Origin of the sequence: Photobacterium marinum, from assembly GCF_000331515.1 — a bacterium.
Classification (GTDB): Bacteria; Pseudomonadota; Gammaproteobacteria; order Enterobacterales; family Vibrionaceae; genus Photobacterium; species Photobacterium marinum.
The window spans coordinates 76,124-90,411 of the sequence record NZ_AMZO01000023.1 but is presented as its reverse complement, the minus strand read 5'-3'; the positions used below and the strand labels follow the sequence as shown (position 1 = coordinate 90,411).

Sequence of the window (14,288 nt, the reverse complement as noted above, 5' to 3'; positions counted from 1 at the left end):
ATTATCTCCGGGATAGTAAAAACGGAAAAATACTAACACAAAGCTTTATCACTCTGCATCCAAAGCAAAGCACTCAGACCAGATCTGCTGCACAACCTTGCGCTCAGCAACAAATTTATCTTCAAGAACATATGCAGCCTGTCCCAGTAAGTTCAGCCGATGGATCTCATCACGCATGCAACAGTAAGCATTTTTTAAGGCTTCGGCATCCGATAGGCTCATGAGCCCGCATTGCGCCATGGTATCGAAAATACGGACATTATCAGACCAGCGCGTCAGCGCTTTCTCACCAGCAGCGTGTTGCAATACCAGGTACTGAGCAATAAATTCAATATCGGTAATTCCACCTTCATCCTGTTTGAGGCCGAACATACCGACTTTTTTGCTTCCAAGGTGCTCACGCATTTTTTGGCGCATCTCAACAACCTGCTGCTGCAAATGCAGCGGTTCTCTCTCCTGCATCAGGGTTTGGCGGCGAATTTCGGCAAAACTTTGCTGCAACAGCGGATCACCATAAACCATACGAGCCCTGACCAGGGCCTGATGCTCCCAGGTCCAGGCTTCTTGTTGCTGATAATCGGCAAATGCTTCCATGGTACTTACCAGCAGGCCGGACGCGCCGGACGGACGTAACCGGACATCCACTTCATACAGCACCCCGGAAGCAGTACGGGTAGAGAACAGGTGAACGATCCGCTGTGCCAGGCGCAGATAGAACTGACGGCCGTCAATTTCCTTTCTGCCGTTAGTGTAGACATCAGCCGGGCAATCATGGAGGAAAACCAAATCCAGATCAGAGCCGTATCCCAGCTCCCAACCACCGATTTTACCGTAACCAATCACACCGAACCCCTTGCCTTCCCGCTCCTGTAGATGGGACGGTTCGCCATATTTTTCCACCATCTGCAGCCATGCCTGATTCACTACAGCTCCGATAATAGCTTCAGCCAGGTAGGTAAGGTGATCGCTGACTTTCATCAGCGGCAGAGCGCCCGCGATATCAGCAGCCGCAATCCGCAATAGCTGAGCCTGCTTGAACTGACGAATTGCCTCCATCTGTTGCTCCATATCCTCTTCAGGGATCCTTGCCAGATACTCGTGCAATTCATCACGATAGTGTTCCAGTGGAGTCGGGTTATAGAGGTGTTGAGGATCCAACAGTTCATCAAGCAATATCGGATACAGGGTAAGCTTCTCAGCAACCATAGGGCTGGCTGCGCACAGACGAACCAGTTGATCCAGCGCTGCCGGGTGCTCACTCATCAATTCCAGGTATGTGGTACGGGTTGCGACCTTGGTGATCAGCTTTGTCACCCGGGCTAATACCGATTCGGCATCCGGACGGGTAACGATACGCATCAAGGCTTCCGGCATCAGCTTGGCCAGCACTTCTCTTCCGCGCGGCCCCAGTGTGCGCTTCGATAACTCCGCTTTCATCTCTTGGAGAATAGTGGCCTGGCTCGCCACGTCAGAAGCCCCCAGCTCGTCAAGAATGTTGTGCAGCACTTCTTCATTTTTAACCATTGCCCACATTTCCTGATACCGGGCACCGGCGGCAGTATGATCTTCATCTTCGCCATTACCGATAATATCATCGAACACCTGATGAATAGCGCTCATATGAGCTTCGACATCACTCAACAGCAATGTCCAATCTTCATAGCCCATGGCACTGGCAAGACGAATTTGATCCAGCGGTTTATCCGGCAGTGTCTGGGTCTGCTTATCCTCAATGGCCTGCAGCAGATTCTCTAAACGGCGCAAAAATGCATAGCCCTGCTCAAGAGCTGTGATCTGTTCCGCCGGCAACAAGGACAATTGTTTCATCGCAGCCAACGTTTCCAATAATCCACGATGACGCAGGCTCGGCTCACGACCGCCGCGGATCAGCTGGAATGACTGGGCAATAAACTCCACTTCCCGGATCCCGCCGGCTCCCAGCTTAATGTTATTGCTCAGGCCGCGACGACGAACTTCACTGCTAATCATCGACTTCATCCGTCGCAGCGACTGAATGGCACTGAAATCAATATAACGACGGAACACAAAAGGCCGCAGCATCTGACGCAACTCCCGATACTGACTAAAGCTTTCCCGTCCCATCACCCGGGCCTTGATCATCGCGTAGCGTTCCCAGTCCCGCCCCTGTTCCTGGTAATAATCTTCAAGAGCCGCATAGCTCATTACCAGCGGCCCACTATCACCAAACGGACGCAAGCGCATATCGACCCGATAACAGAAACCATCAAATGTTTGCTGATCCAGCACTTTAATCAGTCGCTGCCCCAGACGGGTAAAAAACTGGGCATTGGCTAAACTGCGTCGCCCGCCTTGGGTTTCACCGTTTTCCGGATAGGTAAAGATAAGGTCAATATCAGATGAAAAGTTCAGCTCCCCGCCACCCAGCTTGCCCATCCCGAGGATCAACATCGGCTGAGCTTCTCCCTGTTCGTTTACGGGTGTTCCCCACTCCTGACAGCATTGAGTATAAAGCCAGTTATAGGCTTCCATGATCAGGGCTTCTGCCAGTTGGGAAAGGTGCTCAAGACTTTGATTCAGAGATGCCTTGCCTGTGAAATCCCGCCAGGCAATCCAGGTCATCTCCTGCCGGCGAAAAGCGCGCAACAATCGCATCAGGCTGTTTTCATCGGTTGCTGCAACCAGCTTTTCAGCCAACTGACTGCGGTACCGGCTGGCATGGTCATGATCGTCAGCATGATCTGCCAGCCATGACAACAATCGGCTGTCACGCACAATCGATGCGGTAATAAAGTCGCTATACCCCAGCACCTGACGCAGTTCACCCTGACGTTCCTGCGGCCATTGTGCCAACAGTTCCGGATGGGCTTGCTGAATTTTTTCAATGGCCTTGTCGGCAGCAGCAGTCAATCGTTCATGCTGGGTCATTGCAGTTCCTTTTTGTTATTCCGCTTATATCCAATAACATAACACAACGCCCGCATATTAGCGGGCGTTGTTATCATTCAACAATCACGTTCAGGGAACGTAACTCAAATCAGATGTGGAAAGCCTGAATCTTGCCTTCCAGTTCAGTGGCGTGGTTCTGCACCATATCTGAAGTCTCTGACAACTCAGATACCACCACTACTGACGCTTCAACCAGTTCGCGAACATTAGTCAGGTTCTGGCTCATTTCATCAGCCACGGTGCTCTGCTGCTCAGCAGCTGAAGCAATCTGGAAGTTCATATCATTGATCCGCTGAACCTGATCCACGATCTTATCCAGCTCGCCACCAGCATTGGTAACCAGTTCAACCCCTTCTGCGGCTTCAACTACACTCTGCTCCATCAGGCCAACAGCCTGTTGAGCACTATTCTGCAACTGGGATATCATTTCCTGGATTTCGACCGTCGCCGTTTGCGTGCGCTGGGCAAGATTTCGAACTTCATCTGCAACCACGGCAAAACCACGGCCGGCGTCACCGGCACGGGCCGCTTCAATCGCTGCGTTCAGCGCCAGCAGGTTGGTCTGCTCAGAAATACTTTGGATGGTAACGATAACACTGCCGATCTGCTCGACACGATCTTCAACCTGGCTAACGGCATTGGCCGACTGGCTGATATCCTGAGAAAGCTGGTTAATGGTACCAATGGTTTCAGAAACAAACTGCTGTCCCTGCTTAGCCTGAACCGACGTACCTTCCGTAGCTTCCGAAGCTTCTCGGGCGTGATCAGCGACCGTCTGAACCGTCGAGGTCATCTCGCTCATCGCTGATGCTAGCTGATCAACTTCATTGAACTCTTCCTGAGAAGACTCTTTGGTTTCCGCCATACTGATCGACATGATTTCCGCCAGGCCTGACAATTCAGATGCGGCATCACGCTGACTGCGAATCACATCATGCAGCTGGATTCGGGTCTTCTCCAGCTCACGAGCCAAATCACCGTATTCATCACCACAGTCCATATCAATCGGCTCTGAAAGGTTACGCGCAGCAAGCAACTGGATACTGTCAGCAAGGTAACGGGTCTGGCGCAGCATGACACTGGAGCCACTCAGCAGAATCACCACAAAAGCGATTATCATTAAGCCGGTCTGCCAAGCAACCTGAACCAGGTAAGCGCCGTGATAAGCTTCAGCTTCTGATGCTGGCTGCGATGCCACCACCAGCCAGTTCCACTGCGACAGTTCGACAGCATATTCAAACCGCTCCTGATTATCGAAAACAAAGCCGGAAGAGCCGGAAAGTTGGCTGAGGTAGCCGGAAAGGGATGTCCCGTTTTCTAGCGGGGAGTTCAAATCACGGAGCGTGCGGGCCTGAGGGTGTCCGATAACTTTGCCACTGTCGCGCTCAACCAGGTAAAGATAAGCGCCATTTTTCAGGCTGCCAACCTGTGCCGCCACAGCTTTTTCAGCCATCGCTTTACCTGCTCCCCCCTGAGCGAGGAATGTTTTCAGCATCGCCGCATTAACCTCGGCCAGCTCTTTCGAGCGATCCTGCTGAATTTCAATCACCGACTGATAAAAGGTGTTGGCGTCCCACAATTGTTTACCTATCAGCAAAACTGTACTGAACACCATCAACAGCACTAACTTTGGCACCAACCGGATATTCGTCAGCCCTTTTTCCCATGGTTTGAACACCATCCTCGCCATTTGGAATCTCCATATTAAATTGTTACCGCCTTCCAGCGACTTGTACTAAGAAAGGCGATTTTATTGCTAGGGAAGCTAATAGCCTGCAGCGCTATTGTTCCGCTTATTGTCGACAGTAAGAGACCCCCGTCTCCTGTCGAAACTAATATAATGTCGTGATTTATTTTTTTGCCCAAAACAATAGCTGTTATTCTATATGTCGGCATGCTATTGCAAAAATTTAATGATGAAAAAGATCGACACCATCAAACATGAACTCAATCCCATGAGCCTTATGGCCTTAGTATTATCTTTTGTCTCACTGGCGATTGTGACAAGCTTAATATTTATTCCAAGGAGTGAAGGCATTTATGCACTGTTCCTCGGCCTTGACTCTTTCATTTGCTTGCTTTTTTGGTGCCAGCTTCTTACCGACCTGATCCGTAGTAACGACAGGAAAAATTACATTAAACATCACTGGCCAGATTTTATTGCCAGTATCCCGGTTATCGAACCGGTCCGCTTTGCCCGGGTTGTGCAAATATTCAGAGTGATAAGACTGATCCGCTCCGGCCAGCAGGTTATCAACCACATTCGTCGTAACCGCCGCGAAGCAACCATCGCCTCCATTTTCCTGCTCCTGACTGTACTGGTCACTGTCGGCTCTGCACTGATGCTGTTATTTGAAGGCAGCGATCCCAAAGCGAATATCCACTCAGCCGGGGATGCAATCTGGTGGGTACTGGTGACCATCTCAACCGTCGGTTACGGCGACCATTATCCCGTTACCGTCTTTGGCAAGACTCTGGCAGCAATCATCATCATCTGCGGTGTCGGGTTATTCGGTATGGTGGCGGGCCTGATCAGCTCAATCATTTCTGATCCGGCTAAAAAGAAAGAGCAACAAGCACGCAGGCATGAAGAAGAGTGGCAGCAAATGCTGCAAAACCAACAACAGATACTTGAACGGCTCACCCGCCTGGAGAGCCAGCTCAATCAACAGGCTATCGAAAAACAAAAAAACAACCACAACAAACACGCATTACAAGAATAAAAAACGCCCCGCAACAGTGCGGGGCGTTTTTAATAACCTTATTCGACATTCAGTCTGACATCACGGCCAGTAAGGTGCCTGTTCAATACCATTCAGACGAGTCTGCTCCATGGCATGAAGCAATGATTCTTCCTGACGAGACAGCCATTTTTCAATCTGGCAGCGATCTTCGTCGTCCTGTTGTTCCAGCAGAAGCCTGATCGGTTCCAGATGACGTAAGTCTTCAATACCGCGCAGCAAATCAAGCCACGGCAATCTGAAGCCAGAGCGCTTCTCCTCATCATAAAGTTTCGCGAAACACAGGCCGCTCATCAGATTACGGGTTAAACGCGGCTGTTGATCTAAATAATCAACCCGTCCCAGCTGACGCTGAACAGGGAACACTTCAGCCAGTTCTTCCCAGGAGCGGGCCAATACATTATCAGCAAACTCCTTAATATTCTTTGCCAGACGAGCTCGGGCTTTATCATCCAGGAACGGCTGCCAGCCACGGCTCAGGATCCAACGGCTCAGATCAAGCAGCAAGCCACAGTAACGAGCTGATTCAAATAGCTCCAGTACTTCATCTGTTTCCGGCAGCTCTTCCTGCCGAACTTTAAGCTGCTTCATCAATCCCTTACGGGCATTGAGCTTTTTCAGGGCATGACCTTTTTCAGCCAGCAAGTGCTCGATGCTGGCAAACTCATCAAGCCAATCAAACTCGCCTTCCAACCAGTTCAGTTCCTGACGAAGCAAAGCACTGGCTCTACGCGGGATCATACAGCCGAACATGGTCAGGGTTTGACGAATCAACGTCAAGGCCTGGTATATCTGGTAAAGCGCAGTCTGCTCCTGACGCTCAACATAAATCTGCTCATGGTTATGCCAGTGAGCCAGCGCGTGTTCCAGCGTTTGAACAAACACAGCCTCAACACTGTCATTTGCCTGTACCGGTACAAACTGCAGAGATTTGACTTCGTCTCCCTGATAACCAGATGCAAGACGGTAGCCACGGGCCGCCTTACTCAAGTTGCCAAGACGCACGCCACCATCAGCACACAGTTCGCGGGCAAGGGTAAATAACGCATCAGTTTGTCCGGATTTCAGCTCCAACTCCACTTCGCAAATCGGACTGGTCTTGCCATTCGCACTGACCTCCCCCTGATCAAAAGCCAGTTCAATCTGGCTACCATCCGGCATGGCAATAAGCCATTGCTGACGTTCAAAATCAGTAGTGAAAAGCGGAGCTAATTGTTGCTGCACAACGGCAACATCAATATCTCCAGGCCAGGCATCAGCCGGATAAAGGGAAAGGTCAGGATCATTACCGCTGACTTCAGCATTGTATTCCGGACGCTGGTGCAATCCTGCTACCACTCGTCCTGCTGTTTTCAGGGTCTGAACAAAAACATCGTCAAAGCGACGGACCCGAAGGCCAATATCGTGTTGACGAAGTGTTTGGTCTGGTGTGTCAAAGTAGACATTACCTAACATCCGACTACTTTGCTGCAGTATTTTCGCTTCAGATATTTTGCGTAATAATTGACTCGAAAAGTCTGGTGAGACGAAAAATTTCAGTTCTATCTCGGTTTCCATAGTTATACCTATAAACAGTGGCAAACCAAGCATATTTCCAATTTCGTTTCGGGGCAAGCACGAAATATCGACAAAACCTTGATCGAAATTAGTTCCACTATACTGACTTATACGTTAACATGCGCGCCTCTATGACCATCGCTCAAGATTTAGCCTTGTACGGCACTCTTTAGGTTGATCGGCTATGCCAGTAAATACAATTATGGGGCTCTTTGCTAAATCCCCAATCAAACCGCTGCAACGTCATGTTACTCGTGTAACAGAGTGTTGCGAATTGCTTGTTCCTTTTTTCGAGGCGTGTCACGCCGGCGATTGGGACAAAGCAACCACCTTACGCGAACAGATCTCGCAGCTTGAAAAAGATGCGGATGTGTTGAAGCGTGAGATCCGCCTTAAACTACCCCGTGGTCTTTTCATGCCAGTAGATCGTACTGACATGCTTGGCCTTCTAACACAACAGGATAAGCTTGCTAACCTGTCCAAAGACATCGCTGGTCGAGTCCTTGGTCGTCAGCTGCGTATTCCTGATGAGCTATACCCGGATTTCATTGCCTACGTCCAACGTTGCCTTGATGCAGCCAATCAGGCTAGCCGTGTTATTAACGAGCTGGATGAATTGCTGGAAACCGGCTTTAAAGGCAGGGAAGTGACTCTGGTTGCTGAAATGATTAATCAGCTGGATGTGATCGAAGACGACACAGACACCATGCAGATTCAATTACGTCAACAACTCATGTCCATCGAAGACCAATATAGTCCGGTGGATGTCATGTTCCTGTACAAAATTCTCGAGTGGGTCGGTAGCATCGCTGATCAGGCACAACGTGTCGGCTCGCGATTAGAGATCATGCTATCGCGCTCTTAAACTAGAGAGTTTAATAAAAACAAGGTTTTACAATGGAAATCCTGGCTAATTACGGCACCGTGATTATCATGGTGGCGGCTTTTTTTGGTTTTTTAATGGCCGTAGGTATTGGTGCGAACGACGTTGCCAATGCCATGGGGACATCTGTAGGCTCCAAAGCGCTAACTGTTAAACAGGCAATCATCATTGCGATGATTTTCGAATTTGCCGGTGCTTATCTGGCAGGCGGTGAAGTAACAGACACCATCCGTAAGGGTGTAATTGAGACTTCACACTATGCAGCACAACCAGAAATTCTGGTTTACGGTATGATGTCAGCCCTGCTGGCAGCCGGTACCTGGCTGCTTGTAGCGTCTTACATGGGTTGGCCTGTATCTACAACACACTCAATCATCGGTGCCATCATCGGTTTTGCGTGCGTTTCTGTTGGTACTGAGGCTGTCGACTGGAGCTCTGTTCAGGGTATCGTCGGTAGTTGGATTATTACCCCGTTCATCTCAGGCCTCTTTGCTTACCTGATTTTCATCAGTGCCCAGCGCCTGATTTTTGATACTGACAACCCGCTGGCGAACGCCAAGCGCTTTGTACCGGTATACATGTTCATCACGGCGATGGTTATTGCTCTGGTAACTATTAAGAAAGGTCTGAAGCACGTAGGTCTGCACCTATCCAGCGGTGAAGCCTGGGCGGCATCTGTAGCGATTTCTGCTATCGTTATGCTGTTCGGTTACTTCTACATCGGCCGAAAATACACTGACGACGGTACGTCCGTTGACAGTAACGGTTATGCTGGTGTTGAACGTGTATTCAGCCTGCTGATGGTTGTTACCGCTTGTGCCATGGCTTTTGCCCACGGTTCAAACGACGTTGCTAATGCGATCGGTCCACTTTCAGCAGTTGCATCAACTGTCGAGCATATGGGTGAAATCGCCGCGAAAAGTGAAATCGCATGGTGGATCCTGCCGCTTGGCGGTGTCGGTATTGTCGTAGGTCTGGCAACTCTGGGTCATAAAGTAATGGCAACAGTTGGTACCGGCATTACAGAGCTGACACCAAGTCGCGGTTTCGCAGCACAGCTTGCAACAGCATCGACTGTAGTACTGGCATCAGGTACTGGTCTGCCAATTTCTACTACCCAAACTTTGGTTGGTGCAGTATTGGGTGTAGGTTTCGCCCGAGGCATTGCCGCCCTGAACCTGGGTGTGGTTCGTAACATTGTGGCCTCTTGGGTTGTTACCCTGCCTGCCGGCGCTCTGCTTGCTGTCATCTTCTTCTACGTGATGCAAGCCGTCTTCGGCTAAAAGTGGGACAAGTTCAAAAGAGGGAGGCTAAGCCTCCCTCTTTTCTTGCACCCGAGGCACAAAGTTCATAGTATTTGTGTTCAGACAGAATACAGGCTCCTCAAGGACTAAATTGTGAAGCATCTAATCAGCATCCTATTACTCGCTTGCACCGTGCTGGCCCTGCCGGTGAAAGCGGCACAGGTTCGTTATATCTCTGACGACCTATTTACCTACATGCACAGGGGTCCGAGCACTCAGTACCGTATTATCGGCAGTGTAAACTCTGGTACTAAAGTGACTCTGCTGGAAACCAACAAAGAAAGCGGCTTTAGCAAAGTCACAGATAGCCGTGGCCGTACTGGCTGGGTTAACACTGATTTCATCTCCACGCAAAAAGGCCTAAAAGAACGTTACCCGGCTTTGGAAAAAGAACTAAGTGAAGTGAAAACGGCACTAGCAGAAGCTCAGTCTTCCGGTGATGAGAAAATGGCTAGCCTAAAGAATTCACTGCAGATCCGTACCGATCAAATCACAGAGCTTGAATCTCAGAACAACCAGCTGAACGAGCAGCTAATGTCATCTCAGGCTGAAATCCGTGAGCTGCGCGCTAAAATCGACACTCAGAAAGATGACCTGCTAATGAAGTGGTTCACCTACGGCGGTATGGTTGCTGGCGCAGGTTTGCTGTTTGGTCTGATCCTGCCACACCTTATCCCTCGCCGCCGCAAGCGCAACAACGGCTGGGCATAAGCTGCCTCTCGGACATAAAATTCGAACATAAAAAATGGCAGCCTGATGGCTGCCATTTTTGTACCTCATATTCTCTCGTTACCACTCAGACAATGCAGGCATGGAAACCAAATAGGAATCAAAATCAAATACCACCTGCCGAGGTTCGATCCGACGTAACACAACACCAGGTGCAATCTCATCCCCTTCAAATGCTTCCCTGCCATTCACTTTCACCCAACGGCTATTAGCTGTTGATGAATAGATGTGGGTCTGGAAATTCAATGACGGGATCCGGTTTTGTACCGAAGCTGGCAGTTCCCCTAATGCAATAGGTTTTATCTCCGACTTGGCTGATGGCGCCGAAGTCGTGTTAAGCAACTCAGACGGCTCTTCATCCACCGAATTATCCGTTGCAGCAATAGCAGATTTAAGCTGCTCTGCGAGCTGTGGAGAAAGCTCAGAATAATCCAGCTTATCGAGATCCCATTCATTCTTTGCCGGCTGTGATGACACCACCTTCATCTCGCTCTGATTTGATATCGGGTTCTGATCATAAACTGTATCAGGCATTGTAACGACAGGCTGAGCAGTTCGCTGTGTGATCTGGCGGGACAAACGGTGATTGACTGAAGGCAGAGGCTCCGTCATCAGCTCAGGATACGGTAATACCCGAATCATACCTTCACCGGTATTCAACATTTCCGGCTTACTGGTGTTCTCAGCCACCAGCGCTGTCGCAACAACGGGAACCGGCTCAATTACAGGTACGGCAACAACGTCAGCCTTTACGGCCCGTGCGGCGACGTCTGAAACCGATTCGCGCTGAACCTGAGAGTGCCATTGGCCATACGCTAGCGTTCCTGCAACAGGGACCATTACCAGCAAAGCCGGTAACAACCAGGAAGACAGCGAACGAGACCCAGCAACAGCTTTCAATGGCTGAACAGGACGCGAAGTGTACACCTGATGGTGCTGCTCTGACTGCTGAATCGCATTAAGTAGGTTAGACATTAACTTTTCTCCGGTTGCAGTGTCGGACCTGGTAAATTAAGAGCCGAATCGATAACCATTAAGGTCCGCGGTCCGGCAATACCGTCAGCCGCCAACCCTTGAGCCCGCTGGAAACGACGCAGCTTATCCAGCAAAACCTGATCAAAACGCCCAGCCTGCGATACCGGCTCTCCAAGCAACAAGCTCAACTGCTGGTTCAACCACTGTACCCGAGGACCCTGCTGACCATAGCGAATAGCGCTCTTATCACCGAGCGGCGGGCGCCACAGCAAGGTGTAATTCTGTTGCCAGCGGGCATTAAACCAGTCATATCCCACTGCGATACGCTTCCCCCCCAGCAGCAACTCAACACTGTCATCATTGAGGGCATACAGCACGGTATAAAACTCAGGCTGCCCACTCTCCTTCAGAGGCAAAATAACCGGACGGTTAATAATACTCAGTTGCTCGAGACTGCTTTTGCTCTGATGGCAGCTTAAATCAATCCGCGAACTGGTCTCACAATTGGCTTCATTCAGCCGGGTTTCGTACCCCCACAGGCGATAAAGGATCTGCATTGCCTGGCGCTCAGAGCGACTTTGCTCCACCAGTTGATGCCAGTCGGCCAACGGATCTATCAGCACTTTTTTCTTCACAGCCTCAGGCTCCGGAGCCTTTATCACTTGAGGTGCAGGCTGAGTAATGACCTTCTGCGGAGAAACTGTAAGTGCTAAATCCTGAGTTGCCGAAGCTGAAGATGGAATAGGCATACCCTGCCAGTACCAGATACCCGCAGATAACAATGCCCCCAGCATCAAAGCGCCGCCCCAGCGAAGTGTACGACCTCCCGCAACGGCATTACTGGCAGATTGCAGCTCTGCCGTTGGTAACTGCCAATTCAGCACTTCATCACAGGCCTGACTGACAATAGCCTTACTGACCTGATGTGTTGACTGCTGACAGGCCAGCAGCATCGCTTTATCACAAACAAGGTTTATCAGACGCGGAATACCGTGAGTAGCCTTGGCTATCTGGCGGGTCAATGCTGGCTCAAACACCTTGTACAGGCAATCTACGGCTCTGAGGCGATAGTTAATGTATTCATCGACTTCTTCAGGCGTCAGCGGCAACAAATGGTAACGAGAGGTGATCCGCTGGGCTAATTGACGCAATCGCTCCTGTTGCAGCAGCTGCTGTAACTCGGGCTGCCCCACCAGCACCACCTTCAGCAACTTACGACTGTCCGTCTCCAGGTTTGTCAGCAGACGCAACTGCTCAAGTACATCCGGCATCAAATGCTGGGCTTCATCAACCAGCAATAGAGTTTGTTTTCCTGCACTGTGGTTAGTCAGCAGGTGTTGGTAAATACGATCCGTCAAGACCTTGAAACTGGCATCCTCAGGGTAATCAACGCCCAGCTCATCACAAATAGTGGCCAGCAAATCATGGGCAGACAAAGCCGGATTAAGAATAATCGCAACCTGAGTTTCCTGCGGCAATCGCGAGACCAGCGCCCGTAGCACGGTTGTCTTACCGGTGCCGACCTCTCCTGTCAGTAAACCAAAACCACCGCCGCCAGACAGGCTCGCGAGCATATGGGTCAGTGCTTCCCGATGGCGCTCACTGAGGTAGAGGAACCGAGCGCTGGGTACGATTGAAAATGGTGATTCAGTAATCCCGAAATAATCCGTGTACATGCCTTATATACTCTTGCACCTGTTTTATTGATACCTGCCCCGCTAAATTCCTTCTTTCTCAGAGCTGTAATATATTTGTGGAATTAAATTACCTTTGCTACTCAAGATTGTATACCCTGAGACCGTATTGAAGCGATCTATAACGCAAAGGTTGCCAATGAGCCCTTGTGATTTGCTGTATTTATATTAAAGGAGTAAAGCTTGCAGACCTATCTTGTCGGTGGCGCAGTCCGTGACGCGCTGCTGGGACTGACAGTAAAAGACAAAGACTGGGTTGTGGTAGGTGCCACTCCGCAGCAAATGCTGGATCTGGGTTACAGCCAGGTCGGCAGCGACTTTCCGGTGTTCCTCCACCCGAAAACCAAAGAAGAGCATGCCCTGGCCCGAACCGAACGTAAGTCAGGCCGCGGTTACACCGGGTTTACCTGTTACTCAGCACCGGATGTCACTTTGGAACAGGATCTGATGCGACGGGATCTGACCATCAATGCCATTGCCCAGGCAGAAGACGGCAGCCTGATCGACCCATACAACGGCCAGCAGGATCTGGAAAGCCGGCTGCTTCGCCATGTATCACCGGCCTTTGTCGAAGATCCACTACGGGTTCTTCGTGTTGCCCGATTTGCAGCCCGCTTTGCTCACCTCGGCTTTACCGTTGCACCAGAAACCATGGCCCTGATGCAAGAAATGGTGGTCGCCGATGAACTTAGTGCCCTGACGCCTGAGCGAGTCTGGAAAGAGTGGGAAAAAGCCCTGTCCACTGCTAACCCGGACATTTTTCTGAAGGTACTGAGACAGTGTGGCGCCCTTGGCGTTATCATGCCTGAACTTGATGCCTTGTTTGGTGTACCGCAACCGGAAAAGTGGCACCCGGAAATCGACTGCGGAATACACACCCTGATGGTTACCGAACAGGCTGCTCGCCTAAGCAACGACCCGGTTATCCGCTTTGCCGCTCAAGTGCATGATCTGGGTAAAGCTCTAACACCGAAAGAAGAATGGCCAAGCCATCACCACCATTGTCAGACCGGGCTAGATGCTATCAGAGCGCTTTGCCAGCGACTTCGAATCCCGAATGACTACCGCGATCTTGCTCTGGTAGTCTGTGCTCAGCATACGAAAATCCATAAAGCGAATGAACTGCGCCCGGGCACTTTCATCAAAATATTTGATCAGACAGATGCCTGGCGTAAACCTGAACGCATGGAACAGCTGGCGCTCTGCTGTCATGCCGATGTCCGTGGCCGCACAGGCTATGAAGACGATGCATACCCTCAGGCCGATATACTATTGGCAGCTTTCACTGCTGCTCAAAATGTGGCTGTAAAGCCAATTGTCGAAGCTGGCTTTAAGGGCAAAGAGATCAAAGAACAACTGGCCCTGCGCCGTACAGAAGCTGTGAGCGACTTTTTGTCCAATTTGCGCTAATCTAAACTATTTTATTCAATTAAAACATGCACTTATCAACAAAAAGCCCAGCATTTGTTGCCGGGCT

General features: G+C 50.3%; 10 protein-coding genes. 5 read left to right on the top strand and 5 right to left on the bottom strand.

The genetic code is table 11. The annotated features are described in order from the left end of the window. Window positions 1-48: 48 nt before the first annotated feature. Window positions 49-2,907 (bottom strand): bifunctional [glutamate--ammonia ligase]-adenylyl-L-tyrosine phosphorylase/[glutamate--ammonia-ligase] adenylyltransferase, encoded by a 2,859-nt coding sequence (gene glnE, locus C942_RS16265; protein ID WP_007467668.1) that lies wholly within the window; start codon window positions 2,905-2,907, stop codon window positions 49-51. 109 nt (window positions 2,908-3,016) lie between these two features. After that, complete coding sequence (locus tag C942_RS16260) at window positions 3,017-4,618, bottom strand: methyl-accepting chemotaxis protein (RefSeq protein ID WP_007467665.1); 1,602 nt, start codon at window positions 4,616-4,618, stop codon at window positions 3,017-3,019. A 226-nt stretch (window positions 4,619-4,844) separates the two neighbouring features. Between C942_RS16260 and C942_RS16255 the strand changes: the two genes are divergently transcribed. Next, window positions 4,845-5,651: a potassium channel family protein gene (locus C942_RS16255; RefSeq protein ID WP_036800615.1), complete on the top strand. Its 807-nt coding sequence runs from the start codon at window positions 4,845-4,847 to the stop codon at window positions 5,649-5,651. A 60-nt stretch (window positions 5,652-5,711) separates the two neighbouring features. Here C942_RS16255 and C942_RS16250 read toward each other — a convergent pair whose 3' ends face one another. After that, window positions 5,712-7,226, bottom strand: coding sequence for a CYTH and CHAD domain-containing protein (locus C942_RS16250; protein WP_036800587.1), 1,515 nt, complete (start codon window positions 7,224-7,226; stop codon window positions 5,712-5,714). A 184-nt stretch (window positions 7,227-7,410) separates the two neighbouring features. On the opposite strand from C942_RS16250, the gene C942_RS16245 reads away from it, so the two are divergent. The 3 genes from C942_RS16245 (at window position 7,411) to C942_RS16235 (ending at window position 10,124) form a co-directional block, all read left to right on the top strand. Next, the gene (locus C942_RS16245) at window positions 7,411-8,091 is read left to right on the top strand and encodes a TIGR00153 family protein (RefSeq protein WP_007467652.1); all 681 of its coding nucleotides are present in this window, start codon (window positions 7,411-7,413) and stop codon (window positions 8,089-8,091) included. Between the two features lie 32 nt (window positions 8,092-8,123). After that, window positions 8,124-9,392 carry an inorganic phosphate transporter gene (locus C942_RS16240; protein ID WP_007467650.1) on the top strand — a complete coding sequence of 423 codons (1,269 nt, stop codon included), beginning with the start codon at window positions 8,124-8,126 and terminating at the stop codon, window positions 9,390-9,392. Between the two features lie 114 nt (window positions 9,393-9,506). Next, complete coding sequence (locus tag C942_RS16235; protein ID WP_036800584.1) at window positions 9,507-10,124, top strand: TIGR04211 family SH3 domain-containing protein; 618 nt, start codon at window positions 9,507-9,509, stop codon at window positions 10,122-10,124. Between the two features lie 78 nt (window positions 10,125-10,202). Here C942_RS16235 and C942_RS16230 read toward each other — a convergent pair whose 3' ends face one another. Next, on the bottom strand, window positions 10,203-11,117 hold the full coding sequence (locus C942_RS16230; RefSeq protein ID WP_007467643.1) for a general secretion pathway protein GspB: 915 nt from the start codon (window positions 11,115-11,117) through the stop codon (window positions 10,203-10,205). Then, a complete protein-coding gene (locus tag C942_RS16225; protein WP_007467641.1) occupies window positions 11,117-12,793 on the bottom strand; it encodes an ExeA family protein in 1,677 nt (558 codons plus the stop codon). The genes C942_RS16230 and C942_RS16225 overlap by 1 nt, the downstream gene beginning before the upstream one ends. 201 nt (window positions 12,794-12,994) lie before the next feature. Between C942_RS16225 and C942_RS16220 the strand changes: the two genes are divergently transcribed. Beyond that, window positions 12,995-14,221, top strand: coding sequence for a multifunctional CCA addition/repair protein (locus C942_RS16220; protein WP_007467640.1), 1,227 nt, complete (start codon window positions 12,995-12,997; stop codon window positions 14,219-14,221). The last annotated feature ends 67 nt before the right edge of the window (window positions 14,222-14,288 follow it).

Bases quoted from the DNA above. Each gene is read 5' to 3' on its own strand.
- glnE (WP_007467668.1), bottom strand. From the start codon at position 2,907: ATGACCCAGCATGAACGATTGACTGCTGCTGCCGACAAGGCCATTGAA.
- C942_RS16225 (WP_007467641.1), bottom strand. From the start codon at position 12,793: ATGTACACGGATTATTTCGGGATTACTGAATCACCATTTTCAATCGTA.
- C942_RS16230 (WP_007467643.1), bottom strand. From the start codon at position 11,117: ATGTCTAACCTACTTAATGCGATTCAGCAGTCAGAGCAGCACCATCAG.
- C942_RS16240 (WP_007467650.1), top strand. From the start codon at position 8,124: ATGGAAATCCTGGCTAATTACGGCACCGTGATTATCATGGTGGCGGCT.
- C942_RS16245 (WP_007467652.1), top strand. From the start codon at position 7,411: ATGCCAGTAAATACAATTATGGGGCTCTTTGCTAAATCCCCAATCAAA.
- C942_RS16260 (WP_007467665.1), bottom strand. From the start codon at position 4,618: ATGGCGAGGATGGTGTTCAAACCATGGGAAAAAGGGCTGACGAATATC.
- C942_RS16250 (WP_036800587.1), bottom strand. From the start codon at position 7,226: ATGGAAACCGAGATAGAACTGAAATTTTTCGTCTCACCAGACTTTTCG.
- C942_RS16255 (WP_036800615.1), top strand. From the start codon at position 4,845: ATGAAAAAGATCGACACCATCAAACATGAACTCAATCCCATGAGCCTT.